The 25,780-nt window shown below is 62.5% G+C and carries 25 protein-coding genes and 1 pseudogene; 7 read left to right on the top strand and 19 right to left on the bottom strand.

The features are described 5' to 3' along the window. Positions 1-105: 105 nt before the first annotated feature. The 5 genes from NJH59_RS10885 to rplU all read right to left on the bottom strand — a co-directional run bounded on the left by NJH59_RS10885 (position 106) and on the right by rplU (position 3,783). Positions 106-567, bottom strand: a complete 462-nt coding sequence (locus tag NJH59_RS10885; protein ID WP_253086773.1) for a CreA family protein — start codon at positions 565-567, stop codon at positions 106-108. Positions 568-571: 4 nt separating this feature from the next. Next, on the bottom strand, positions 572-1,690 hold the full coding sequence (gene proB / locus NJH59_RS10880; protein ID WP_043860222.1) for a glutamate 5-kinase: 1,119 nt from the start codon (positions 1,688-1,690) through the stop codon (positions 572-574). Between the two features lie 75 nt (positions 1,691-1,765). Continuing rightward, the gene (gene cgtA, locus NJH59_RS10875; RefSeq protein WP_043860221.1) at positions 1,766-2,989 is read right to left on the bottom strand and encodes an Obg family GTPase CgtA; all 1,224 of its coding nucleotides are present in this window, start codon (positions 2,987-2,989) and stop codon (positions 1,766-1,768) included. Between the two features lie 191 nt (positions 2,990-3,180). Next, positions 3,181-3,438 carry a 50S ribosomal protein L27 gene (rpmA, locus tag NJH59_RS10870; protein WP_010225698.1) on the bottom strand — a complete coding sequence of 86 codons (258 nt, stop codon included), beginning with the start codon at positions 3,436-3,438 and terminating at the stop codon, positions 3,181-3,183. A gap of 33 nt (positions 3,439-3,471) precedes the next feature. After that, entirely contained in the window at positions 3,472-3,783 is a 312-nt protein-coding gene (rplU, locus tag NJH59_RS10865; protein WP_038614793.1) for a 50S ribosomal protein L21, read from the bottom strand. 253 nt (positions 3,784-4,036) lie between these two features. Here rplU and NJH59_RS10860 point away from each other — a divergent pair, with 253 nt between their 5' ends. The 3 genes from NJH59_RS10860 (at position 4,037) to NJH59_RS10850 (ending at position 5,828) form a co-directional block, all read left to right on the top strand. Then, entirely contained in the window at positions 4,037-5,005 is a 969-nt protein-coding gene (locus NJH59_RS10860) for a polyprenyl synthetase family protein (protein ID WP_054916263.1), read from the top strand. A 99-nt stretch (positions 5,006-5,104) separates the two neighbouring features. Next, the gene (locus tag NJH59_RS10855; RefSeq protein ID WP_043860219.1) at positions 5,105-5,446 is read left to right on the top strand and encodes a zinc ribbon domain-containing protein YjdM; all 342 of its coding nucleotides are present in this window, start codon (positions 5,105-5,107) and stop codon (positions 5,444-5,446) included. 133 nt (positions 5,447-5,579) lie between these two features. Continuing rightward, positions 5,580-5,828, top strand: coding sequence for a hypothetical protein (locus NJH59_RS10850; RefSeq protein WP_043860218.1), 249 nt, complete (start codon positions 5,580-5,582; stop codon positions 5,826-5,828). Positions 5,829-5,942: 114 nt separating this feature from the next. Here the strand turns inward: NJH59_RS10850 and NJH59_RS10845 are convergent, their stop codons facing one another. From NJH59_RS10845 to NJH59_RS10825, 5 genes are all read right to left on the bottom strand, one after another. Continuing rightward, complete coding sequence (locus NJH59_RS10845) at positions 5,943-6,560, bottom strand: FKBP-type peptidyl-prolyl cis-trans isomerase (protein ID WP_043860217.1); 618 nt, start codon at positions 6,558-6,560, stop codon at positions 5,943-5,945. 86 nt (positions 6,561-6,646) lie between these two features. Beyond that, on the bottom strand, positions 6,647-6,952 hold the full coding sequence (locus NJH59_RS10840) for a DUF6482 family protein (RefSeq protein WP_043860216.1): 306 nt from the start codon (positions 6,950-6,952) through the stop codon (positions 6,647-6,649). A gap of 136 nt (positions 6,953-7,088) precedes the next feature. Next, positions 7,089-7,577 (bottom strand): TIGR00645 family protein, encoded by a 489-nt coding sequence (locus NJH59_RS10835; protein WP_043860215.1) that lies wholly within the window; start codon positions 7,575-7,577, stop codon positions 7,089-7,091. Positions 7,578-7,686: 109 nt separating this feature from the next. Next, complete coding sequence (locus NJH59_RS10830) at positions 7,687-8,028, bottom strand: hypothetical protein (protein ID WP_043860214.1); 342 nt, start codon at positions 8,026-8,028, stop codon at positions 7,687-7,689. A 216-nt stretch (positions 8,029-8,244) separates the two neighbouring features. Next, on the bottom strand, positions 8,245-10,683 hold the full coding sequence (locus NJH59_RS10825; RefSeq protein ID WP_043860213.1) for a Lon protease family protein: 2,439 nt from the start codon (positions 10,681-10,683) through the stop codon (positions 8,245-8,247). Positions 10,684-10,959: 276 nt separating this feature from the next. Here NJH59_RS10825 and NJH59_RS10820 point away from each other — a divergent pair, with 276 nt between their 5' ends. From NJH59_RS10820 to NJH59_RS10805, 4 genes are all read left to right on the top strand, one after another. Continuing rightward, a complete protein-coding gene (locus NJH59_RS10820) occupies positions 10,960-11,448 on the top strand; it encodes a DUF3015 domain-containing protein (RefSeq protein ID WP_043860212.1) in 489 nt (162 codons plus the stop codon). A 79-nt stretch (positions 11,449-11,527) separates the two neighbouring features. After that, positions 11,528-13,381 carry a DUF4105 domain-containing protein gene (locus NJH59_RS10815; RefSeq protein ID WP_058540658.1) on the top strand — a complete coding sequence of 618 codons (1,854 nt, stop codon included), beginning with the start codon at positions 11,528-11,530 and terminating at the stop codon, positions 13,379-13,381. A gap of 155 nt (positions 13,382-13,536) precedes the next feature. Further along, positions 13,537-13,887, top strand: coding sequence for a hypothetical protein (locus NJH59_RS10810; protein ID WP_253086772.1), 351 nt, complete (start codon positions 13,537-13,539; stop codon positions 13,885-13,887). Positions 13,888-13,954: 67 nt separating this feature from the next. Then, positions 13,955-14,443 carry a GreA/GreB family elongation factor gene (locus NJH59_RS10805; protein ID WP_253086771.1) on the top strand — a complete coding sequence of 163 codons (489 nt, stop codon included), beginning with the start codon at positions 13,955-13,957 and terminating at the stop codon, positions 14,441-14,443. Here NJH59_RS10805 and gdhA read toward each other — a convergent pair. From gdhA to NJH59_RS10760, 9 genes and pseudogenes are all read right to left on the bottom strand, one after another. After that, on the bottom strand, positions 14,440-15,777 hold the full coding sequence (gene gdhA, locus NJH59_RS10800) for an NADP-specific glutamate dehydrogenase (protein WP_043860208.1): 1,338 nt from the start codon (positions 15,775-15,777) through the stop codon (positions 14,440-14,442). The two genes, NJH59_RS10805 and gdhA, sit on opposite strands and share 4 nt — an antisense overlap. A gap of 265 nt (positions 15,778-16,042) precedes the next feature. Then, positions 16,043-17,707: an energy-dependent translational throttle protein EttA gene (gene ettA, locus NJH59_RS10795; RefSeq protein ID WP_043860207.1), complete on the bottom strand. Its 1,665-nt coding sequence runs from the start codon at positions 17,705-17,707 to the stop codon at positions 16,043-16,045. Positions 17,708-17,828: 121 nt separating this feature from the next. Continuing rightward, positions 17,829-18,092 carry a PAAR domain-containing protein gene (locus tag NJH59_RS10790; RefSeq protein WP_054916267.1) on the bottom strand — a complete coding sequence of 88 codons (264 nt, stop codon included), beginning with the start codon at positions 18,090-18,092 and terminating at the stop codon, positions 17,829-17,831. A 217-nt stretch (positions 18,093-18,309) separates the two neighbouring features. Further along, the gene (locus NJH59_RS10785; protein WP_231390903.1) at positions 18,310-18,948 is read right to left on the bottom strand and encodes an SMI1/KNR4 family protein; all 639 of its coding nucleotides are present in this window, start codon (positions 18,946-18,948) and stop codon (positions 18,310-18,312) included. A 110-nt stretch (positions 18,949-19,058) separates the two neighbouring features. Next, positions 19,059-19,316 (bottom strand): hypothetical protein, encoded by a 258-nt coding sequence (locus NJH59_RS10780; protein ID WP_253086770.1) that lies wholly within the window; start codon positions 19,314-19,316, stop codon positions 19,059-19,061. 14 nt (positions 19,317-19,330) lie between these two features. Then, a complete protein-coding gene (locus NJH59_RS10775; protein ID WP_253086769.1) occupies positions 19,331-19,939 on the bottom strand; it encodes a hypothetical protein in 609 nt (202 codons plus the stop codon). Between the two features lie 26 nt (positions 19,940-19,965). After that, positions 19,966-20,316, bottom strand: coding sequence for a hypothetical protein (locus tag NJH59_RS10770; RefSeq protein WP_146095045.1), 351 nt, complete (start codon positions 20,314-20,316; stop codon positions 19,966-19,968). Next, complete coding sequence (locus tag NJH59_RS10765; protein WP_253086768.1) at positions 20,317-25,002, bottom strand: RHS repeat-associated core domain-containing protein; 4,686 nt, start codon at positions 25,000-25,002, stop codon at positions 20,317-20,319. It lies immediately after the preceding gene. After that, positions 24,999-25,780, bottom strand: a pseudogene (locus NJH59_RS10760) (type VI secretion system tip protein VgrG); the annotation flags it as partial. The pseudogene NJH59_RS10760 and the gene NJH59_RS10765, both read right to left, overlap by 4 nt.

Here is a 25,780-nt window from a genome sequence, read left to right as displayed (position 1 = left end):
GCCTTGGGGGCCCTTTGGGCCCCATCGCGGGTCAAGCCCGCTCCCACAGAGGGCACCATTTAACCTGTGGGAGCGGGCTCGACCCGCGATGGATTCAACGCGGTCTTATTCTGCCCAAGGCAGAATCGGAATCGCCGTCACCGCGTTCTGCGGGCTGCCTTCGATCAGGCGGTCGCTGTACACCAGGTACACCAGCGTGTTGCGCTTCTTGTCCAGAAAGCGCACCACCTGCATGGTCTTGAACACCAGCGAGGTGCGCTCCTTGAACACTTCATCGCCATCCTTGAGCTCGCCCTTGAAGCGAATCGGCCCCACCTGACGGCAGGCGATCGACGCCTCGGCACGGTCTTCGGCCAACCCCAGCCCACCCTTCACGCCGCCGGTCTTGGCGCGCGACAGGTAGCAGGTCACGCCCTCCACCTTGGGGTCGTCGAACGCCTCGACCACGATGCGGTCGTTGGGCCCGACGAACTTGAACACCGTCGACACCTGGCCGATTTCCTCGGCACCGGCCAGCATCGGCAAGGCCAGCAAGACGGCTGCAAAAATCCCTTTGATCACGCTCATTTCCTCATACCAGAATCAGGTTGTCGCGGTGCACCAGTTCCGGCTCGGCGCTGTAGCCCAGCACGGCCTCGATGGCCTCGGATGACTGGCCGATGATCTTCTGCGCTTCCAGCGCGCTGTAGTTGGCCAGGCCGCGGGCCACTTCAAGGCCGTCCGGCCCTACGCACACGACCATCTCGCCACGCCGGAAACTGCCCTGCACGGTCTTGACGCCCACCGGCAGCAGGCTCTTGTTGGCCTGGCGCAAGGCCTGCACCGCACCGGCGTCCAGCACCAGGGTGCCGCGGGTCTGCAGGTGCCCGGCCAGCCATTGCTTGCGTGCCGCGAGCATGCCGCGCTCGGGCGAGAGCAAGGTGCCCAGGCGCTCGCCGGCCTTGAGGCGGTCGAGCACGCGCTCGATGCGACCGCCGACGATGATGGTGTGCGCCCCCGACCGCGCGGCCAGGCGCGCCGCACGCAGCTTGGTCTGCATGCCGCCACGCCCCAGTGCGCCACCGGTGCCGCCGGCCACGGCGTCCAGCGCCGGGTCATCGGCGCGCGCCTCGTAGATCAGCTGGGCTTCGGGGTTGTTGCGCGGGTCGGCATCGAACATGCCGTCGCGGTCGGTGAGGATCACCAGCAGGTCGGCTTCCACCAGGTTGGCCACCAGTGCGGCCAGGGTGTCGTTGTCGCCGAAGCGGATCTCGTCGGTGACCACGGTGTCGTTCTCGTTGATCACCGGTACCACGCCCAGCTCCACCAGGGTACGCAGGGTGCTGCGGGCGTTGAGGTAACGCTTGCGGTCGGAGAGGTCGTCGTGGGTCAGCAGGATCTGCGCGGTGTGCCGGCCATGCTCGGCAAAGCTCGACTCCCAGGCCTGCACCAGGCCCATCTGGCCGATGGAGGCGGCAGCCTGCAGCTCGTTCATCGCACTCGGTCGCTTGCTCCAGCCCAGGCGGCTCATGCCGGCAGCCACGGCCCCCGAAGAGACCAGCACCAACTCGACCCCTGCCTCATGCAGGGCCACCATCTGCTCGACCCACACGCCCATCGCCGCGCGGTCCAGGCCCTTGCCATCCGCCGTCAGCAACGCGCTGCCGATTTTCACGACCCAGCGCTGCGCACCCGTCACCTTGCTCCGCATCTTCTTCCAACCTATAGAGATCTTTAGATACCAAAACGCCGCTTGAAAAAGCGGCGTTTAGTGTACTGCAACGAATCAGTCGCGCACGTAAATGATTTCCGGGCCGTCTTCGTCGTCTTCCCAGTCGTCATCGTCATCATCGTCGCCGATGTCGTGCACGCTCTTGACGCCGGTACGGCGCAGGGCGCGCGCGTCGTCCAGGGCCTGCAGCTGGGCACGGGCCTCGTCTTCGATGCGCTGGTCGAGGTCGGCCAGCTCGTCGCGGTAGGCCGGGTCGGCCGCCAGGCGGTCGGCACGGTCTTCGAGGTAGCGCATGATGTCGCGGCTGAGCTGCTCGGTGCCCTGCTTGGAGATCGCCGAGATCACGTACACCGGGCCTTCCCACTGCAGGCGCTCGACCACTTCCTTGACGCGCTCGTCGCGCTCGTCGTCCATCAGCATGTCGGTCTTGTTCAGCACCAGCCAGCGGTCACGCTCGGCCAGCGACGGGCTGAAGCGGGTCAGCTCGTTGACGATGACTTCGGCGGCGTCGGCGCTGCTGCTTTCATCCAGCGGGGCCAGGTCGACGAGGTGCAGCAGCAGGCGGGTACGCGCCAGGTGCTTGAGGAAGCGGATACCCAGGCCGGCGCCTTCCGAAGCGCCTTCGATCAGGCCGGGGATGTCGGCGATGACGAAGCTCTTCCAGCGGTCGACGCTGACCACGCCCAGGTTCGGCACCAGGGTGGTGAACGGGTAGTCGGCGACTTTCGGCTTGGCGGCCGACACCGAACGGATGAAGGTGGATTTGCCGGCATTGGGCAAGCCCAGCAGGCCGACGTCGGCCAGCACTTTCATTTCCAGTTTCAGGTCACGCTGCTCCCCGGGCTTGCCCGGGGTGGTCTGGCGTGGCGCACGGTTGGTGCTGGACTTGAAACGGGTGTTGCCCAGGCCGTGCCAGCCGCCCTGCACCACCATCAGTTTCTGCCCGGCCTTGACCAGGTCGCCGATCACTTCCTGGGTGCCCGCGTCGATCACGGTGGTGCCGACCGGCACGCGCAGGATCAGGTCGTCGCCCTTCTTGCCGGTGCAGTCGGTGCTGCCGCCATTGGAGCCGCGCTGGGCCTCGAAGTGACGGGTGTAGCGGTAGTCGACCAGGGTGTTGAGGTTTTCGTCGGCAACCATGTACACCGAGCCGCCGTCGCCACCATCGCCACCGTTGGGGCCACCGTTCTCGATGAACTTCTCGCGGCGGAAGCTCATGCAACCGTTACCGCCGTCACCGGCCTTGACCTTGATCGATACTTCGTCAACAAACTTCATAAAAACCGCCTCTCGTCAGTTGGACGAGCTGAGTGACACAAAGACATAAGGCTCTTGCAAAAGTGAGCGCGGCGGCCCCGATACGGCCAGAACACCAGCGCCGGCAGCCCATACAAACAGCTTTGCAAGAGACTCACCCCACAAACGAAAAAGCCCCGTCGCGAGACAGGGCTTTTCCAGCGATCGCGCGATTACTCGGCAACGACGCTCACGTAACGACGACCGAAGGCGCCTTTTACTTCGAACTTGATCTTACCCGCGATCTTGGCGAACAGGGTGTGATCCTTGCCCATGCCAACGCCGTAGCCAGCGTGGAATTGGGTGCCGCGCTGACGCACGATGATGTTGCCCGGGATGATAGCCTGGCCGCCATACATCTTCACGCCAAGGCGTTTGGCTTCTGAGTCGCGACCGTTACGGGTACTACCACCAGCTTTTTTGTGTGCCATGGTTCAATTCTCCAGAAATGGGGATTTGGGCGATTAAGCCGAAATACCGGTGATCTTGATTTCGGTGAACCACTGGCGGTGGCCCATACGCTTCATGTGGTGCTTACGGCGGCGGAACTTGATGATGCGCACTTTGTCGTGACGACCTTGCGAGATCACTTCAGCAACAACCTTGGCACCAGCAACGACTGGAGCGCCGATGTTCACGTCGTCGCCATTGGCAACCAACAGAACGCGGTCGAAAGTCACGGATTCGCCAGTGGCGACTTCCAGTTTTTCGATTTTCAGGTATTCACCTTCGGCGACTTTGTACTGCTTGCCACCGGTAACAATTACTGCGTACATGGGTATTTCTCCGATAATCCTGCTCACCCAGCTCTTTATAGGAAGAGTATTGGCTGGCATGGCTGCATAGGGCTGGAACGGCCCAGTGCAATTGCGTAAGGCAGGTGCTGCCCAGGAAGTTCAGGGTGCGCGATTGTACGCAAGCCAGCTTTGCCTTGCAAGTGTGGCCATTGACCCCACGGGCAGTGCGCCTTGACACGCCGGGACCCGCAACCTAGCATGCCGCGCAACCCTTATGGAGCACCTGTGGCCGATGCAACCCCAAGCTTTCTACCGTGCGGTAGCGGACGACTTCAGCGCCGTTGACGAGATCATCAAGAAGCAGCTGACTTCACGTGTGCCGCTGGTATCGAAAATCGGCGACTATATTACCTCGGCTGGGGGCAAGCGTCTGCGCCCGCTGCTGGTGTTGCTGTGCGGCAAGGCACTGGGCCGCGAAGGCGACGACCTGCGCCTGCTGGCAGCCACCATCGAGTTCCTGCACACCGCCACCCTGCTGCATGACGACGTGGTCGACATGTCGGGCATGCGCCGTGGCCGCTCCACCGCCAATGCCCTGTGGGGCAACGCGCCAAGCGTGCTGGTGGGCGACTTCCTGTACTCGCGCTCGTTCGAGATGATGGTCGAGCTGGGCTCGATGCCGGTCATGCAGATCCTCTCCAAGGCCACCCGCGTGATTGCCGAGGGTGAAGTGCTGCAGCTGTCGCGCATTCGCGACGCCAGCACCACCGAGGAAGTCTACATGGACGTCATCCGCGGCAAGACCGCCATGCTGTTCGAAGCCTCCACCCACAGCGCCGCCGCACTGGCCGGCGCCAGCGATGAACAGCGCGAAGCCCTGCGTACCTTCGGCGACCACCTGGGCGTGGCCTTCCAGCTGGTCGACGACCTGCTCGACTACAAGGGCGACGCCGAGACCCTGGGCAAGAACGTCGGTGACGACCTGGCCGAAGGCAAGCCGACCCTGCCGCTGATCTACACCATGCGCGAAGGCACCCCCGAGCAGGCGGCGCTGGTGCGCCAGGCCATCCAGAAAGGTGGCCTTGAAGACCTGGAGAGCATCCGCAACGCAGTGGAGGCCGCCGGCGCGCTGGAGTACACCGCACAGATGGCGCGTGACTACGTGGCCCGTGCCATCGCCTGCCTGGACGTACTGCCGGCCAGCGAATACCGCGATGCGCTGGTCGAACTCAGCGAATTCGCCGTCGCCCGCACGCACTGATCCCCTGCCCCGGCCCATCGCTCGATGGGCCTGCTTTTCCTCTGGCCGGCAAAACCCTATACAATGTGGGTTTTCTGCACGTAGTCCTGAGGAACCGTAGTGAGCACTTTGCCACCCTGCCCCAAATGCAACTCCGAATACACCTACGAAGACGCCAGCCAGCTGATCTGCCCCGAGTGCGCCCACGAGTGGTCGGCCAGCGGTGAAGCCGAAGCGGCCAGCGACGAAGCGGTGAAGAAGGATTCGGTGGGCAACGTCCTGCAGGACGGCGACACCATCACCGTGATCAAGGACCTCAAGGTCAAGGGCACCTCGCTGGTGGTCAAGGTCGGCACCAAGGTCAAGAACATCCGCCTGTGCGACGGCGACCACGACATCGACTGCAAGATCGACGGCATCGGCCCGATGAAGCTGAAATCGGAATTCGTGCGCAAGGTCTGACCCCTGCCTGCCCGGGGCTGCACTCGCAGCCTCGACCCTACCGCCCGGCGGTAATCGCAAGAAAAATCCAATAGTCACTTGCTATTTTGATAATAAGAATTATTCTCATTGAACGCTTTCAAGGAGAATAGCCATGACTTATCTGATAGACGCCTGGCTTGACCGCCCCCATCCGTACCTGCGCATCCTGCACCGCGAAACCGGCGAGGTATGCGCCGTGCTCGAAGAAGACGCGCTGGGCGAACTGCGCGACCAGGGCGACCTGGATCTTCACGGGTTGAACTCGAGCGAGCCTGTGGTGCTCAAGGAGCTGGTGAGGAATCTGTTCCTGTTCTGCTATGCCCGGGCGTTGCGCCCTGGGGGTGGCGCGCAGTGGAACTGAAAGTATCGCGGGTCAAGCCCGCTCCCACAAGGATCACTGCAATCATGAGACTGGCAGTGTACCTGTGGGAGCGGGCTTGACCCGCGATGAGGGCCGCAAGGTCCTGCGACGTACTTACAGTACGTCCAGCAGCTCGACGTCGAACACCAGCACGCTGTGCGGCGGGATGCTGCCAACGCCCTGGGCGCCGTAAGCCAGCTCGCTCGGTACGTACAGGCGCCATTTGCTGCCCGCGTTCATCAGTTGCAGGGCTTCGGTCCAGCCAGCGATCACGCCGCCGACCGGGAATTCTGCCGGCTGGCCACGCTCGTAGGAGCTGTCGAACACGGTGCCGTCGATCAGGGTGCCGTGGTAGTGGGTGCGCACGCTGTCTTCACGGCTTGGCTTGGCGCCTTCACCGGCAGTCAGTACTTCGAACTGCAGGCCCGAGGCCAGGGTGGTGATGCCGTCACGCTTGGCGTTCTCGGCCAGGAAGGCCTTGCCTTCGCCAGCGGCCGCTTCGGCCTTGGCAGCCGCTTCGGCCTGCATGATTTCACGGATGACCTTGAAGCTGGCCGACAGGTCTTCTTCGCTGACGCGGCTGGCCTGGCCATTGAAGGCGTCGGTCAGACCGGCCAGGATCGCGTCCAGGTTGACGCCCGGTGGCGGGTTGTCACGCAGCTGGCCACCCAGCTGACGGCCAATGCCGTAGCTGACGCGGGTTTCGTCGGTGGACAGGTTGAGTTCGGACATGTTTCTGCTCCGCTACAGGGCGCACAAAAGCCGCGCCCGCTGTGAAAAGGGCAAGCAGCCTAGCACACTGCGGCAAAGCAGTTCAGCTACCAGGCAGTACGTCGCGGCATCGGCACCTTGAGGTCTTCTTCGGGGGTGCCGTGCAGGCCGCACATCTCGTCCTGCACCGACCAGTGCACCAGGTGCAACGGCACGGCGGGCAAGCCATTGAGCAGGCGCTGGCCATCGACCACCGAGTGCACCTTGAGACGTACCCCCTTGGCATCCAGCAACGGGTGCGCCTTGCCCTTGACCCGGGCCTCGAGCACGAAGTCCCCCCCTTCGATGGCGATCAGGTTCAGTTCGTCCACCCGGCCGGCCCTGGCCTCGCTGTTCAGTTCATGCAGGTTCATTGCGATACCTCGCTACTGGAACATTCCACAGGCCGTTCATTTTTTGTACAGCATCGACCAAAGCACAAGCCAGAAACGCAACCGCCCGTCCGTTATGCAACGGACGGGCGGCTGACAAGGCGTGATACCCCGCAGGTCAGTGCTTGGTCATCTTGTCCAGGTAGCCCATGGCGAACGCCGAGACCACGAAGGTCATGTGGATGATCACGTACCACATCAGGTACTGGGTCTCGATGTTGCGCGCGTCCATGAACACCCGCAGCAGGTGGATGGAGGAGATCGCCACGATCGAGGCGGCCACCTTCATCTTCAGCGAGGAAGAGTCCATCTTGCCCAGCCAGTTGAGCTTTTCGGTGCCTTCGGCGATATCCAGCTGCGACACGAAGTTCTCGTAGCCCGAGATCATCACCATCACCAGCAGGCCGCCCACCAGGGCCATGTCGATCAGCGACAGCAGTACCAGGATGAGGTCGGACTCGGCCAGCGAGAAGACGTTGGGCAGCACATGGAAGATCTCCTGAAAGAACTTCAGCGCCAACGCCAGCAGCCCCAGGGACAGGCCAAAATAGATGGGTGCGAGCAGCCAGCGCGAGGCGTACATCGCATTTTCGATAAAGCGTTCCATTGAGCAGATCACCAGGTGGCTGGAAAAAAACGAGCGCGAGTATAGCAGCCACCTGTGACAGGAAAAGCCCGCGACACGCTGCCACAGGCCAGTGGATGATCCGGTCGGCTCAGGTGTCGGGGTTGGACTGCAGGTCACCCACATGATGAACCCGCTCGCCGTTGATGCGACGCAGCTGCGCCTGCAGGTGCACGCACCAGATCTGCGGGTCGTCGGCCACCTGGTAGCCGTGCAGGGTCAGGCTGTCGACAATCGCGCTGAGCACCGACTCGGCCACGAACGGCCCGTGAAACGGCCCCTGGGCCTTGATCGCGGAGGGTTGCTCGCCGGCCATGCCGGCGGCGAACAGCAGTGTCCACATGCCGGTGTCACCGGCCAGCGGGCGGATACGGCACTCAATGCGGGTCACCAGGCCCAGGCATTGACGGGTAAGGCTGAGGGTACGCGGCATGGCGACGGTCCTCGGTGAGGCGTTGCGTAGCCTGTGGCCAGGCTGGTTTCGATCCTTTTGCGCACGACGGTCCATGCCTTGAGGATAGAAGAAATCCGCCGGCGACAAGCGGTCGGCGCCGAGCGGTCATGTGCCATGCGCCGAACTGCCCCCTTCGCCCGTAATGCCGACTCCCACATGTAGGAGCCGGCATTGCCGGCGAAGAACCCAACGCGGTCAGGAAGGCTTCACCTGCGCCAGCGCCTCTTCGGCCTGCTCCTTCTCGGCTTCCTTGAGGTCCTCTTCGCTGATCATCTCGGCAATCACCCGCAACCGCTCGACTACCCGCGCATTGATGCTGCCTTCGGGGAACTCGCCCTCCTCGTTCGGCTGCCCGGCCGGCTCGCCCACCAGCAGGCTCAGGGCCTCGTCGGCCTGACTGACTGCGTACACATGGAATTGCCCGGCGCGCACCGCCTGCAGCACGCGCTCGTCGAGCATCAGCGTGGCCACGTTGGCCCGAGGGATGATCGCGCCCTGCTCACCGGTCAGGCCACGAGCCTCGCACAGGCGGAAGAAGCCCTCGATCTTCTCGTTGACCCCGCCCACCGCCTGCACTTCACCGAACTGGTTGATCGAGCCGGTGATCGCAAAGCACTGCTTGAGCGGGGTTTTCGACAGGGCCGAGATCAGCGTGCAGGCCTCGCCCAGCGATGCGCTGTCGCCATCCACATAGCCGTAGGACTGCTCCAGCGCGATGCTGGCCGAAATGGCCAGGGGGAACTCCTGGGCATAGCGGCTGCCCAGGTACCCGGTGAGGATCATCACGCCCTTGGAGTGGATCGGCTGGCCCAGGTTGACCTCACGCTCGATATCCACGATGCCGCTGCCGCCCGGGTACACCGTGGCGGAAATCCGCGCCGGCACGCCGAACGCCGAATCGCCCACCTCCAGCACGGTCAGGCCGTTGCACTTGCCCACCGCCGCGCCTTCGGTGTCGATCAGGATGATCCCGGCCAGCATGTCGTCGAGAATCCGCGCCGATACCCGCCCGGTACGCGTGGCCTTGGCCTTGAGCGCCCGCTCGATGTGCCCGGCGTCGGTCATCTCGTCGTTGGCCAGGTGGCGAATGAAATCCGCCTCGCTGACCAGCTGGAACAGGTCGCCGATGCGCGCCGAAAGACGCCCCTGGTGCTCGGCCAGGCGGGCGCTGTAGGTGGCCAGGCGCGCCACCGCATCGGCGGTCAGCGGGGCCATGCCCTCCTCGCTGGTGCGGGTCTTGAGCAACTGGGCGAACTGCTCCAGGCTCTCCTCGACCATGGGAATGTCTTCGTCGAAGTCCACCAGCACCCGGAACATCTCCTGGAAGTCCGGGTCGTGGTCCTGCAGCGCGTAGTACAGCTGGCGGGCGCCGATGATGATCACCTTGACCTGCAGCGGGATCATCTGCGGGGTGAGGGTCACGGTGGCCAGGCGACCGAACTCGCCCAGCGGCGACTCCATCTTCAGCTTGCGCGATTGTAGGGCGCGCTTGAGCGCATCCCACACGAACGGCTCGCCGAGCATCTTCTCGGCTTCCAGAATCAGGAACCCGCCATTGGCGCGGTGCAGCGCCCCCGGGCGCAACTGGCGATAGGTGGTGTACAGCGCGCCCTGGTCGTTGCCGTATTCGATGCGGCCGAACAGGTTGTCGTAGGTTGGGTGCGGCTCGAACACCACGGGCGCGCCGCCGCTGGCGTGATGGCCGACCACCAGGCTGGGGGCGTACTGCTCTTCGAGCATCTTGCGCGCCACCGCGTCGGTCTTGCTGTCGTCGACCAGTTGCTCGACCACGGTGCGCAGCAGGTTGACCTGCATGGCCTGCAGGTAGGCGCACACCGCAGCGTTCTCGGCGTACTTCTCCGACAGCGGGGCCAGCAAGGGCTGCAGGGCCAGGGTGATGGTTTCTTCGTTGAGCTGGCGCAGCTGGTTGTTCGACTCGCGCTTCCACTGCGGCAGGCTGGCGAGCTCTTCGTTGAGGCGCTCTTCCAGCGCGGCGATGTCCTCGTGGAAACGCTCGCGCTCGGCCTCAGGCAACTGGGCGAACTCGGCCTCGTCCAGCGCCTTGCCATCGGCCATGGGGGTGAAGGCGACGTTGCTGCTGTCGCGGTACAGGGCCACGTCCTTTTCCAGCGAGGCGCGCTCGATCACATCCAGGGCACGGTCGTAGCGCTGGTTGAAGGCGCGGTCGATGGCGCTTTTCTTCTGCTGATAGGACGGGTGCTCGAACACCGCCGGAAAGGTCGCCAGCAGGTTGTCGATCAGGCCCCCGATATCGGCGATGAAGGCCCCGGCACTGCCGGCCGGCAGCTCGAACGCCTTGGGCTCGCGGGGCTCGTCGAAGTTGTTGACGTACAGCCAGTCGGACGGCGTCTGCAGGCGCTTGCCTTCTGCCTTGAGGTAGCGCTTGACGAACGAGAAGCGGCCGGTGCCCGGCTCGCCCATGACAAACACGTTGTAACCGGGGCGTGGCATGGCGACGCCGAACTGCAAGGCTTCGACTGCACGTTCCTGGCCTAGCACACCGCGAAAGGGCTCCAGATCATTGGTGGTGGAAAAATCGAACTGTTCAGCGGAAAACGGCCGGGTCAGGGCTTCGGGCGCAAGACGCAGGCTCGCAGCAACAGGATCGGGCATCGGGCTTCCTTACTTCGGCGGGGCGGATGACGGCATTCTGGCGCCGCCTGCGCCCGGCTTGCAAGGCTCTTCAACGCTTTAGCGCGCAGGGTCGAAAACCTGCTCCGCGTCAATTATTTCAAGCAATCTTTTGCAATTAATCACGGAACCCTTAGATCGTGCCTAAACTCCAAACTGCGCGGCTGGGTAAACAACCGACCCGTCCTGGCAACTAGTCCTACAGACATGCCAGATAACCCTGACCTTTGGTTTGAACATCAGAAAGAGAACAATGCTATGAAACGGATTCTTCTGGGTACTCTGTTCACCGCGGTTTCGCTCAACGCCATGGCCCAGGCGCCAGGCGGCCCGGACTGCGGCTGGGGCAACATGCTGTTCGAGGGCCAACGCGGCACGCCGGCTCACTTCCTCGCATCCACCACCAACGGTACCTCGGGCAACGCCACCTTCGGCATGACCTCGGGCACCAACGGCTGCTCCACCAATGCGTCGCTGACCTATGGCGGCAAATCCTGGTTCGCCATGAATGGCATGATGAACGAGCTGTCCGAAGACATGGCGCAAGGCCAGGGCGAAGCACTGACCACCTACGCGGTGGTACTGGGCGTCGCACCGGAAGACCGTGCGCACTTCGCGGCCGTGACCCACCAGCACTTCCAGGAAATCTTCACCACAGCCGACGCTACCGCTGAAGATGTTCACACCAACACCCTCGCCGTCCTGAAAAGCGACGCCCGTCTGGCCAAATACGCAACCCCGGCCTAAGCTCGGCACACCCGCCCCGACCACGGGGCGGGTTTGTTTGCCCGCCTCTATCGGCATCATTCAGACGTAGTTGCCCGACATGCTCAAACGCCTTGCCTACCTGGCGCTCTGTGCCTGCGCCCCGCTGCACGCTGCTACCGTGCTGGACGATGCTCGTCTGCACGCACTGGCCAACGACCGCTACTGGATCTCCCTGGGCCATTACGAAACCGCCAAGCTCGGCGGATGGCGCAGCTACGTGGACGACCCCAAATTCTTCCTGGCCAAGGACGGTGCGCACCACCCTGACCAGGAACTGCGCGCCACCTATGAGGCGCTGTACGCCCCGGCCAGCCTGGGCGACCAGCACGCGCAATGCGTATTCCCGGCGCGCACCCGCTGGCTGCGTGAGCAGTTGCAGCTCACCGACCTGCCGGCGCCGGACTGCACGGCCTACACCCAGTGGTACTCGGATGTGTCGCCGCACAGCGCGGTGATGATCTTCCCGGCGGCCTACCTGAACAGCCCCTCGTCGATGTTCGGGCACACGCTGCTGCGTATCGACCAGGCCGACGTGCAGAGCGACAACACCGCACTGCTGAGCTACGCGATCAACTTCGGCGCCTACATCGAGGGCAACGACAACAGCATCCTGTATGCCTGGAAGGGCCTGATGGGCGGCTACCCCGGCCTGTTCGCGCTGGTGCCCTACCAGGAGAAGCTGTCCGAGTACCGCAGCCTGGAAAACCGCGACCTGTGGGAGTACCGGCTGAACCTCACGCCCGAGGAAACCGGGCGCATGGTCGAGCACATCTGGGAACTCAAGCAGATCCAGTTCGACTATTTCTTCTTCGACGAAAACTGCTCGTATCGCCTGCTCGAACTGCTGCAGGTGGCACGGCCGAGCCTGGACCTGACCTCGCAGTTCCCGCTCACGGCGATCCCCACCGACACGGTCAAGGCGGTGAAACAGTCCGGGCTGGTGGCGCGTACCGACTACCGCCCATCGCGCGAGCGCGAGCTGCTGGAGCGGGCCAAACCGCTGGACCATGCCGAACAGCAGCAGGTGCTGGCCGTGAGCGCCGACACCGCGCAACTGCAGAGCCCCGCCTTCACCGAGCTGCCGCGCGAGCGCCAGGCGCTGGTGCAGGACGCCGCCTATCGCCTGGAGCGCTACCGCGCCAATGGCCTGGAGCGCGACCCGGAGCGGGCCAGGCGTAGCTTCGAACTGCTGCGCGCGATCAACCGCAACCCGCCACCGCCGTTGCAGATCGAACGCCCCGGGCTGCCGGAGGACGGCCACGAGTCGCGCACCTGGCAGCTGGGCGTGGGTACCCGAGAAGACCGGGCCTTTGCCGAGTACGGGCTGCGCATGGCCTATCACGACCTCAACGACAACGCCTACGGCTTCCCACTGGGGGCGCAGATCGAGATCCTGCAACTGAAGGTGCGCCAGTACGAACACAACGACTGGCAGGTGCAGCGCCTGGACCTGGCCACGATCCGCTCGCTGACGCCGCGCAACGACCTGCTCAAGCCGTGGTCGTGGCAGGTGGCCGGCGGGTTGGAACGGGTGCTGGGCAAGCATGAGAACGAGGTGCTGGTCAGCCATGTGAATGGCGGCGCCGGGGGCACCTGGCAGTTGGGCGAGGACATGCTCGGGTTTGCCCTGGGCACGGTGCGGGTGGAGCACAACAATGACTTTGCCGGGTTCATCGCACCCGCGGCAGGGTTCAACACCGGCGTGCTGTGGCGCAACGGGCTGGGCAACCTGAGCCTGGAGGCCAAGGGCGACTACTTCACCAATGGCGAGGTCCGCCGCAGCCTGAGCCTCAACCAGCAGTGGGAACTGTCGCGCAACCTGGGCCTGCGCCTGAGTGCCAGGCGCGAGTTCAGCCAGCTGGCGACGGCGCAGAACGAGGTGATGCTCGAGGTGAAGTGGTACAACTACTGAAGTCATCGCGGGTCAAGCCCGCTCCCACAAGGGCAGTGAGAAACCTTGTGGGAGCGGGCTTGACCCGCGATGCGATCCAATTGTTTGACATCTTTTTGACCTCTCTTGCACACACCAGCACCTAGACTTCCCCCCAACAGGTGGAGAGTTCGAACATGCGCGGGCACTGGGTACTGGTGGCAATGATACTGGGCGGTTGCGCCAGCACCCACGATCAACTGATCGAGCAAGGCTACCCTGCCCCCTACGCCGACGGCTTCCAGGCCGGTTGCAGCAGCGGCCACCAGGCCGCAGGCGTGATGATGGGCGAGTTTCGCAAGGACGTGCCGCGCTATCTGCACGACCGCCAGTACGAGACCGGCTGGGACGACGGCTTTCGCCAGTGCCAGGCCATGCAGCAGAGCCAGGACCAGGACACCTACCGCAGCCGCCACTGGGACGAGCGCGACCAGCAGTGGCAGCAGGAAAAGGACCGCGACGCCGCCCGCGCCTATCGACGCCAATAGGTCGCCCTCGAACATTCGATGCAACCGGTGACCGCGCATCATGGTCTTCCTACAAAGGAGGCCAACCATGAGCCGAGCATTCGTCAACGAAGACCAGGCCGCCGATCAGGCCAATCAACCGGTAGAGCGGCGCATCAGCGAACAACCCAACCACGTCACCGCCCAGGGCCTGACCCTGCTCAAGCAGCGGGTCAGCGAACTGGAGACCCTGCGCAGCACGCTGCTGGGCGACCCCGACAAACAACGCCTGGCCGAGGTCGAGCGCGACCTGCGCTACTTCAGCGCCCGCGTGCTGAGCGCCCAGGTGGCCGCACCCGCCACCTCGCAGAGCAAGGTGCAGATCGGTAGCCGGGTGGTGTTTGTCGATGAAGAAGGCCGCCAGCATGAAGTGCAACTGGTCGGCGAAGACCAGGCCTATGCCGCCAGTGGCCTGATCAACTGGGGGTCACCCCTGGGCCGGGCACTGCTGGGGGCAGCGCCCGGTGACGAGGTGCTGTGGCGACGACCGGCGGGTGATCAACTGATCGAGGTCGTCGCCATCGAGCCGCAGGCCTAGACCACGCCCTGGGCCAGCATGGCGTCGGCAACCTTGACAAAGCCGGCGATGTTGGCGCCCTTGACGTAGTTGATGCGGCCGTTCTCTTCGCCGTAGTACACGCAGGCATGGTGGATCGACTGCATGATGTTGTGCAGCTTGCTGTCCACCTCGCCGGCCGTCCACAGCAGGCGCATGGCGTTCTGCGACATCTCCAGGCCGCTGACGGCCACGCCGCCGGCGTTTGAGGCCTTGCCCGGGGCGAACAGGATGCCGGCTTCAATGAAGAGGTCCACGGCGTCCAGGGTGGTCGGCATGTTGGCGCCTTCGGCCACGCAGATGCAGCCGTTGCGCAGCAGGGTGCGTGCGTCTTCGGCGTCCAGCTCGTTCTGGGTGGCGCACGGCAGGGCGATGTCGCAGGCCAGGCTCCAAGGGCGCTGGCCGGCGCGGAACTCCAGGCCGAACTCGCCGCCCAGCTCGCTCAGGCGGCCGCGCTTGACGTTCTTGAGCTCCATCAGCGCATCCCACTGCGCATCGTTCAGGCCGGCTTCGCAGTACAGGGTACCCTCGGAGTCGGACAGCGAGATGACCTTGCCGCCCAGGTCCATGACCTTGCGCGCGGCATATTGCGCCACGTTGCCGGAGCCGGAGATGGCCACGCGGCGACCGTCGATGCGCAGGCCGTCGCGCTTGAGCATTTCTTCGGCGAAGTACACGCAGCCGTAGCCGGTGGCTTCGGGGCGAATCAGGCTGCCGCCGTAGTTCATGCCCTTGCCGGTCAGCACCGAGGTGAACTGGTTGGCCAGGCGCTTGTACTGGCCGAACAGGAAGCCGATTTCGCGACCACCTACGCCGATGTCACCGGCCGGCACGTCGAGGTCGGCGCCGATGTGGCGGTACAGTTCGCTCATGAATGCCTGGCAGAAGCGCATGACTTCGGCGTCGCTCTTGCCCTTGGGGTCGAAGTCCGAGCCGCCCTTGCCGCCGCCCATGGGCAGCGAGGTGAGGGAGTTCTTGAGTACCTGTTCGAAGGCCAGGAACTTCAGCACGCCGAGGTTCACCGAAGGGTGGAAACGCAGGCCGCCCTTGTATGGGCCGATGGCGCTGCTCATCTGGATGCGGTAGCCGCGGTTGACACGCACCCTGCCCTTGTCGTCGACCCACGATACACGGAACAGAATGGCCCGCTCCGGCTCGACCATGCGTTCGAGAATACCGGCCTGCAGGTAGTGCGGGTTGGCTTCGAGGAAGGGCCACAGGCTGCGCAGTACCTCTTCCACGGCCTGATGGAATTCGGGCTGGGCAGGGTCGCGTTTTTGCAGGCGTGCGAGGAAGTCTTCGACGGATTCGATCATTTAGACATTCACCAGATAGAGTTGGACTTATTAGTTTTTTCAGGACTTTACCAAGAACCGCTCGCACCGCAACAGGGCAAAATGTCGTTTTTATGGAAATAAATGGTGCATTTCTATAAATGTATACACCTTCGCCGGCAAAGCCTGCTCCTACAGCAGGCCGCACAACCCTGTAGGAGCCGGCCTTGCCGGCGAAGGATTCACCCGGATTCCAGGCAAAAAAAACGGGGCCCGAAGGCCCCGTTTCAGTGCAAGACCGTGAAGGTCATGCCAGTTTCTTGTGCCGTACCCGGTGCGGCTGGGCAGCGGCTTCACCCAGGCGCTTCTTGCGATCGGCTTCGTACTCGGTGTAGTTGCCTTCGAAGAACACCGCCTGCGAATCGTCTTCGTAGGCCAGGATGTGGGTAGCCACACGGTCAAGGAACCACCGATCGTGAGAGATCACGATAGCGGCGCCCGGGAAGTCCAGCAGGGCTTCCTCCAGCGAACGCAGGGTTTCGACGTCGAGGTCGTTGGACGGTTCGTCGAGCAGCAGCACGTTGCCGCCCTCTTTGAGCGTCAACGCCAGGTGCAGACGGCCACGCTCACCACCGGAGAGGTCCTTGACGAACTTCTGCTGGTCGCCGCCCTTGAAGTTGAAGCGCCCCACGTAGGTACGCGCCGGAATCTCGTAGTTGCCGATGCGGATCTGGTCGGAACCGTCGGAGATCTGCTGGAACACGGTCTTGCCGCCGTCCAGGTCTTCGCGGCTCTGGTCGACGCAGGCCAGTTGCACGGTTTCACCGATCTCGATGCTGCCCGAGTCCGGTTGCTCCTTGCCCATCAGCATGCGGAACAGGGTCGATTTACCGGCGCCGTTACCGCCGATCACACCGACGATGGCGCCTTTTGGCATGCTGAACGACAGGTTGTCGATCAGAACGCGGTCGCCGTAGCCCTTGGTGACGTTCTTGAACTCGATGACCTTGTCACCCAGGCGCGGGCCGGCCGGGATGTAGATCTCGTTGGTTTCGCTGCGCTTCTGGAATTCCTGCGACTGCATTTCTTCGAAGCGTTGCAGACGCGCCTTGGATTTGGACTGGCGGGCCTTGGCACCTTTGCGCACCCATTCCAGTTCTTCCTTCATGGCCTTTTCATGGGCCGACTGCTGCTTGGACTCCTGGGCCAGGCGGTCCGACTTGGCTTCCAGCCAACCCGAATAGTTGCCCTCGTAAGGAATACCGGCGCCGCGGTCGAGTTCCAGAATCCAGCCGGCGACGTTGTCCAGGAAGTAACGGTCGTGGGTAATAGCGACCACGGTGCCCGGGAAGTCGTGCAGGAAGTGCTCCAGCCAGGCGACCGAGTCGGCATCCAGGTGGTTGGTCGGTTCGTCGAGCAGCAGCATGTCGGGGGCCGACAGCAGCAGGCGGCACAGGGCCACGCGGCGCTTCTCGCCACCGGACAGGTGTTCGACCTTGGCGTCCCAGGCCGGCAGGCGCAGCGCGTCGGCGGCGACTTCCAGCTGGCGCTCGAGGTTGTGACCGTCGCTGGCCTGCAGGATCGCTTCCAGCTTGGCCTGTTCGGCGGCCAGCTTGTCGAAGTCGGCGTCCGGGTCGGCATAGGCGGCGTAGACCTCGTCCAGGCGGGCCTGGGCGTCCTTGATCACGCTGACGGCCTCTTCGACCACCTCACGCACGGTCTTGGTGGGGTCCAGTTGCGGCTCTTGCGGCAGGTAGCCGACATTCAGATCGGGCATCGGACGCGCTTCGCCGTCGAACTCGGTGTCGACGCCGGCCATGATTTTCAGCAGGGTGGATTTACCCGAACCGTTGAGGCCGAGCACGCCGATCTTGGCGCCGGGGAAAAAGGACAGCGAAATGTTCTTGAGGATTTCCCGCTTCGGCGGCACAACTTTGCTCAGCCGATGCATGGTGTAGACGTATTGAGCCAAAACGTGAGCTCCAGTAAGTAGGTCAATCAAAGGAGCTGATTGTAGACACAATTGGGTACCCCGGCCATCGTCGCGACTGGCGGTGCGGCCGGGGGGGGAAAGTGCACGTTGCGGGCAATGCCTAGCTGATGACTGCGCCCTTGGGGCCACTGGCGATCAGCGCGGCGCCGCAGGCGGTCTTCATGCCATCCAGCGCCACGGGCGTACCGCCGACGCTGTAGGTGCTGCTGCCCTCGGCAATGGGAAATACCCCTTTGCACAGGGGGCAACTGACGCTGTGCCCTACCCCGGCAATCGGCTTGCCATTGAGGTTGGTGTTGGAAAAGGCTTCGAGTACCACGCCACCGTGGGTGGTGGCATCGCCCAGGCGAACAATGTCTTTCATGAGGTGGGTCCGTCCTTGTGTGATGGGATGTATTACGTGTGGAGGTGCAGGCCTTTGCACTCACGTCCGATGGTGCCTGATTGGAAGAGGGCTGAACATCAACATGCCGTTGCATGTCGTGGGAAGGCGGGCGTCATCGAGCGGGTATCACGCTGGGCAGCCCAGATCCTCATAGTCGCTGTCAAACATTCAAGCCATCCAGGGCTACTGATGATCGTTAAGGAGCAGGATCAACGCTACTCAGCCATTGCTCAAAGTCATCCGCAACACGGCGGGCACTGCCCGTTTCATGATCCCACAACACCACGGCAGGTTCGCCTGAGGCGCCTCGCGCGTCATAATCAAAGCAATAATAATCACCTGTTCCAAACTCTGCGAAGGGCAACAGCGGTGCAAAACGCTCAGGCGATTGCGAGAAATTTTCCAGCCACGCCTGCCACCCTGACGTGTAATTTCGGACGATCGAGTCCCAGGTCTTCCTCGGGTCTCGGCTGTCGAACACGGGAAACACCACCAGGCCACCCAGTGACCGTCCATTGTTGGCAAGCAGCCAGCGGGAAAAGGATGTGGGGAACGTTCTGTTCAGTTCCTTCTCTGCAGAAGCGATTGCAGAAAGCGTTGTGCCGATGACACGCGTTTTTGACATTCGGTTTCGAAATCCATCACTGGAGGCTACAAGAATCCCGCGTTGAGCACTGTATTGGTGGCCCTGACTCACGTCCAGAAGATCATCGTGCAGCAAGTAGTGATTCAAGCAGGTTTTCAACACGTCTGAGGACACTGCGCTGTCCTGCGAATACGCCAGATCGGTAACACCCTGAAACGGCTCCATCATGTAACAGAATTTGAGATCCAACTCCTTGGCACGCTATGGCCTGGTCGATCACGCCGCATGAGGTCGCTTGTATTTTCGTTCACATGCCAGTAACTGCTTTCGGACCTGCACACCGTTGTGCAACCGGTGGCTCAGGTTGCCCCGCTCGTCATAGGTGTAATGCGTGTCCGCATATTCGCGCAGCAGGTGTCCATCAACCGGTTGCGCCTGGGCGCACGCTCAAGCGGCCGCGTCAGTTCGTGGCACTTGTCGTCCAGCAGATTGCCGGCCGGGTCGAAGGCGAAGGTCTCCACCCCCAGCCGGCTGGTAGCCTGCAACAGGCGGCCAATCGGGTCGCACTGATACTCACGCTTGAGCAGGGTCGATTTGCCGTCCTGGCTGCCCAGCAAATGCACTCATCCTTCTATTTAGTTCTCTTCCTGGTTGACCACGACCTAAACAAAGTGTCCACCTCGTTAGCTAAGCCAATAACTTTCTGCTCAGCTTCGCTGTTACCAATCCTCATATTTTCAGGAAGTTTTTCCATCAAAAACTGATCTTGGCCACCTAGAATTCCTGACAGATGCGCATTCACACGAAAAATAATATGATGCATTCTCCAACAAGTCGCTCCCTCACAACTAGCAGAACGAGAGAAACCACGATCCCCGATTGCTTTAGGAACACTCTTTCCACCAACCCAACATTCTGAATGGAGCTCGATAACTATATCCTTATAATTTGAATCCTCTCTTACATACTCTGGATCACTGAACAAAATCTTCCACCTCGGTATTTCGGAAAACCGAAGTGAGCATAAGATAGGGCGAAACAATCTCTCTGATAAATCAACCTCATGAATATTTTTCGGTGGTTCCAAATAGAAGTTCTTGAATACTTCTATCAGAGCACCCAGATTGCACTCGACGTGTTCAATAAACCGTGCCAGAACAAAGCCTACACGCCCATCTTTTGACATGGCCGGAATATAAAAAACATCACCCGACCTAACATCATTTCTTAGTAACCGCATTCCGCCCCTCTCGAAACCTCATAAAGTCAAGATTTTTTTTCAGCAGCCTTACTAGCGCGTATTTCTGCTAGTGCTTTTTCTAGAATTTTCATGTCGGGAGGATTTTTCTGCCCCCCCTTAGATCTCATCCATTTCCCCACTGGATTTTTTGGCCCTCGTGTTAGGAGTCGCCCCTCTTCAGTTATTTCGCTTGCTTTAATAGAGCGCTTAACCACTTCACCCAGTTCATTACTCACCTTACAATTAAGAAGACCATTTCTCTCCATAAACAAAAAAAGTGACTTATAACCAATCTCTACACTTTCTCTCCACTCAGGAACTTCACGATACGCCTCCAACACGCCGTCAATATCCCAGACTGTATAATCCGAATACATTTAGATTCTCCTTTCAACTGTTGAAATTCCTAATACAGGGACCAATTCCCCCGTACTTCGATCTTTGACAAACACCCCACCGGCTTCGCGAATCCGACGTTCCTTATCAATTTGATCGCGTTTATCTGCGCTCATACTAGTAACCTCATGAGTTGTGGCAGCGCCGCCTTCAATGATTGCAGTATCAACTCTACGTCGCTCTCCCGTCTCAGGATCCTTCACAGATCTGCCATTCGAGTCCCGTAAGTAGCATTCACTTTGAATAGTGGCATTTGGATGCTTAATTCTCATTTCCGCATTAAACTCCTGATGCCGCCTATCTCCCTCAACTGCGTTTTTGATCCGCGCCAGCCCCCAAGGGTCGATCCAATCAATAGGGTTTGGTGCGTATACGAATAAGTTCAACCCACCCGCATAGCTGATCGGATCCTGCCCAACAAACCGCCCAACCGCCGGATCATAGTACCGATACCGGTTGTAGTGCAGACCCGTCTCATGGTCGTGATACTGGCCCTGAAAGCGGATCGGGTTGTTCAACCCCACCTGTTTCGCCCAGGCCGAACGTTCTTGTTTCACCTCACCCCACGCCTTGTACTGCGCCGACCACGCCACGTCGCCGTTGTGGTCGGTCAGCTCCATCGGCGTACCCAGGTGGTCACACTGGTACCAGGCAATCGCATCAAAGGGTTGTGGTGAGGCCGCTTGCTGCCAGAGCGGGTCCTGATCGATGTCGTAGGGGCGGTTGCTCCAGTCCGGCTCCTTGTACAACCGTATCGGGGCCTTGCGCAGAGCCTGCGCCACCGGCACAAAGCTGCCGGGTTCGTACAGGTAGTGCACCGTGCGCCCGGTGTCACCTTCATCCTGCGCAGGCGAGCTTTCCCAGGCGAGGGTGTCGCCGTCCCAGCCGAACAGGGTGAAGCCGCAGTTCAGCTCGCGCTGGCGCTTGGCTCGCTCCAGCTGGTTCCAGCCAGTACCGGCTTCAGGTTTGTTCCAGTAATGCGCCGTCGAGTGCTTGTGCAACCGTCGCCCAAGGGCGTCATAGCTGTACTCGACCTTGAGCTTGTCGTCGCTGTAAGCCTGCAAACGGTCGAACAGGTCCCAGGTGAACCGGGCCTGCACACCGTTGTGCAACCGATGGCTCAGGTTGCCCCGCTCGTCATAGGTGTAATGCGTGCCCGCATACTCGCGCAGCAGGTTGTCCATCAGACGGTTACGCCTGGGCGTGCGCTCCAGCGGCCGCGTCGGCTCGTGGTGCTTGTCGTCCAGCAGGTTGCCGGCCGGGTCGAAGGCGAAGGTCTCCACCCCCAGGCGGCTGGTGGCCTGTAACAGGCGGCCAATCGGGTCGTACTGGTAGGCCAGATGACCACGACGGGTGTCGTGGATGTCGCTCAGCTGGCCTACCGCGTCGTACTGATACTCACGCTTGAGCAGGGTCGATTTGCCGTCCTGGCTGCCCAGCAGCTGTTCCTGCAGGCGCCCCGCCGGGTCCCACGCCTGGGTCTGGCTCAACCTGTTGCCCTGATGCCGCACAACCTCGCGGTGCAGGTCATCGCGCTCGTAGGCCAGCAGTTCATGCTGATCGACCGTCATGCCCAGCAGATGACCGCTACCGTAGGTCAGCCAGCTGACCTTGTGCCCGTCCGGACGAGTGGTGGAGGTACGCAGGTTGAGGGCGTCGTACTCGTGCTGCCACACCGCGACCATCGGGGTGCCGGTGGCCAGGTAGTGCTGGTGTTCACGAACGAGGTTGCCGGCCTCGTCATGGAACCACTGCAGTTTGCTCGCGGCGTTGATGGCCTGGATCAGCCTGCCGTTGCCGTCGTAGGCAAAGGTTTCTTCCTCGCGCTGGTCACCCTGGCTGGCCACGCGGGAAATGAGACGGCCGACGGGATCGAAGGTGACGTCGAGGCGGCGTTGCCCGACGTGGGTGGAGGTCAGGCGCCCAGTGTTCGTGTCGTACTGGTAGCGCGTGGTGAGGCCGTCGAAGCCGCTCTCTTCCAGCAGACGGCCGACCGGGTCGTAGCGGAAACTGGCGTGGCTTTCGTTTTCGTTTTCCAGGCCCGTGAGGCGGCCCAGTTTGTCCCAGCGGTAACGCAGGGTGTTTTCGGCCGCGTCGACCCGCTCGGCGAGCAACCCGGCGACGGTGTAGGTCCAGGTGGTGCAGCGGTCGAGGGCATCGACGTGGGCCAGCAGGCGACTCTCGGCATCGCGCTCGAAGCGCTCTTCGGTCTTGTCCGGATGGATGACCAGGGCGAGCTGGCCGGCCTTGTACGTGTACTGGGTCTTGTTGCCGGCGGCATCGGTGAACTGCACCAACTGCCCGATATCGTCATAGGCCCATTTGCTGGTCTTGCCCGAGCAGTCGGTGTACTCGACCAGTTGCCCGGCGTCGTTGTACACCAGCGCCTTTTCGTTGCCGTTGGCGTCCTTGATCGCCTTGACCAGACCGGAGGGTGTGTAGGCGAACTCGGTCTTGTTGCCCAGCGGGTCGACGGTTTCGCTGAGGTTGCCCTTGAGGTCGTACTGGCGCTCCCACACACCGGCCTCGGCGTCGCGGATCCTGATCGGGCGACGGCGGTCATCGTAGGCAAAGTGAACCTGGCTGTGGTCGGCACGGATATGCCGCACCACGCTGCCTTGCTCGTCGTAGTCGTAACGGTCTTCGCTGCCATCGACGTGGACATGCCGAACGATGTGCTTGCGCTCGTCGCGAAAGATCCACTCCGAGCGCTCGTCGGGGTAACGCACACGGTACAGATGTCCAAGGATGTCGTAGTAGTACCAGGTCTCCTGGCCATGGGCGTCGGTGACGTAGGTGAGGCGAATGTTGCTGTCCCACTCCAGGTGCAACTCGTAGCTGCCGTCATCGGCCCATTCGCGGATGGCCTTGGCATCGAACGCACTGCCCTTCCACTCCAGGTTCATGCCCCGGCCGGTACGGTCGGTGTAACGGGTCACCAGGTGATTTTGATAGTGGTAGTGCCAGGTGCCTGCGTGTTCATCCTGCGCGGCGACCAGGTCGCCATGGGCATCGTAGTGATAGGCACACAGTTGGCGTAGCGGTTGGCCGTCACGCATTTCCCACAGGCCGGTGATACGGCCATGGTCATCGATCAGGGTGCCTAGGTGACGCAGCACGTCACTCATGTCGCCTTGAAAGGTGATGATGTCGGACAGTACCGGCCGGCCCTCGTGCCGATGCTCGTAATGCAGCATGCAGCCGGCATCGTTCTGCAACAGGATCTTCTGCAGGTAGTAGCGCTCGCCCACGCGCAGATAGTGTTCCTTGCGCACGAAGCCGCGGCAGATCACCAGTTCGTCTTCACGACTGCGAACCAGCAGCAGGTCTTCGATAGCGTTGTACTGCGCCTTCTCGACCTTGGGCAGGTCGAACGCATGGCTACGGCCATCGTAGTCGTGAAACAGTAGACCCGTGCCGACCACATCGATGCAGGTGGTGAACGGCGTGACCCAGCGAGCGCCCAGGTTGCCTTGGTCGTACTCGGCCAGGCGCGAGTGGTAGATACGCTGCCACTCGATGGGAAATGCACCCGGCAGGCTGAAGTCGGTATGGATGATGAATTCCGAACCCAGGGCAAAGCTGATGTGGTTGCCTGAGTGCGCCTTGGGCGCTGGGCGCGGGATCGGGCAGGTATCTGGAAGCGGGCTGGTCGAAGCCACGGCCTCATGCTGCCTGGCCGTCGCCCCCAGCTCCCCCTTGGGTTTCTCCCGTTCCACCTGGGTCACGGTGCCCGGCTTGCTCACGCCCGACTGCCCGTTCTTGTTGCGCTTGCGAAAGCCCTTCACGGCGCCATCCAGCACATTGAGCATCGAACCGATGCTCATCGCCAGCGACGGGTCCGCCAGCCTGTTCAACTGGCGCGCCAACTCCGGCCCCAGCTTGCGCAACTGCCCGGTCTGGGCCAGTACCTGAGCCTTGATGTCATCCGACACCAACTTGCTCACGGCGCTGTTCACCACCCCCTTGCCCGCAGCCTTGCAGGCACTGTGCATCGCACCGAAGATATTCCTGATCGCCGCCCTGGGGCTGTGCGTGAGCTGGTCGCCAGCCGCAGACAACTGCTGGCTCATCGCCGTGCGGTCGCTCCTGGCATCGAGCTGGCCGGTGGCCACGGCGTCCAGGCCGTCGGCGATTTCGCCGAGCATCTGGGTGCCCTTCGCACCCGCTGCGTCAAGAATCTCGGCCAGCCTGGGCTTGGCCTGGGTGACGAAGTCGTCGATGGTGCCGGCGATGGTGGCGTTCAAATGGCCGATCAGCACCTGGATAAGCGAGTCGCCCAGCAGCATCTTGGCGCTGTTGCGCAGCTCCTGGCGCACCAGGAACAACGTCGGGCGCAGGCTCATGCGCGCGGCCGCCATGGTCGGCGGTGCCGGCAGTACGCCGATCAGGTTGATGCCCAGGCTGACCCAGTCCAGCACCTCGCGCTGCTTGCTCTTGACCAGGGTGACCACGTCCCCCAGTGCATCCACCAGGGCCATGATGTTGCCCACCACCGGCAAGGCGCCGGCCACGGACTTGATGCGCTCCAGGGTGACGGTGCCACCACTGATCGATTGCAGCCAGGCGTCGAATTCGGCGGCGCCGCGGCCCACGTCCTTGGCGTCGATGGTGTTGAGCGGGGCGACCGCGACCTGGGGTTCGCGGGGTTTGGCGGACTCGCTCATGCCAGCACCTCGCGGCTGGCCAGAGCCTTGGCCGGGCTGCTCGGCAAGGTCGGCTGGGCCAGACCGGGCAAGGTGTTGAGCGCCCTTGCCGCTTCCAGCGACGCCGCTGCGCCGGGCACCACGCTACTGGCCAGGCCGGCCATCGCGGCAGGCTCGCCCTTGAGTGCAGCGCCCACCTGCTGTGCCTGCTGCAAGGCCGCCTGGCCACTTCTGGCCAGTTGCAGCCCGCTGCCCGCAAGCGCCTTGCCATCGTCCATCACTGCAGAGCCACCGGGGCCCATGAGGCCCTGGGCCATTGTCTTTCCTTGTGCCATAACGTCCTGTACCAGTCCTTTGCCCTTGTCCATGCCTTGCTGCACCAGTGCCTTGCCGTTCTCCAGGCCATCCCTGGCCGCGCCCAGCACCTCGCCGACCACTGATTGCTGGCCGGGTGCGATATCGTCGAGTGAGGGGCTGAGCGGCCACGTGCTGGCGCCAAAGTGGCTGGCTTCGGCCCAGGTGTCAGCCGGGTCCAGGCCGAAGTCGGCCCACAGCGGGCCGAGGGCGGCACCGCTGGCGAGGTTGAAGCCGTCGGCGTCGAGCGTGCCCTTGATCGATTTGCCCAGTGCGTCGGTCACGTTGTAGTCGCCGGTTTTCACGCCTTTGCTGTTGGCGTACTGGTACAGCAACTCCAGATCGCCCTTGCCCGGTTTCGGCGGCTCGGGGAAGGTCCCGGCCAGGCTCTTGGGCCCCACATGGGCGAAGTTCGCCGCGTGCGCGGTGTACGGCCCGGTGGTCA

Origin of the sequence: Pseudomonas sp. VE 267-6A, assembly GCF_024126555.1 — a bacterium.
In the GTDB taxonomy this organism is placed as follows: domain Bacteria; phylum Pseudomonadota; class Gammaproteobacteria; order Pseudomonadales; family Pseudomonadaceae; genus Aquipseudomonas; species Aquipseudomonas palmensis.
Note: the sequence above shows the minus strand (reverse complement) of the source record. Positions and strands in the feature narration are given on the sequence as shown.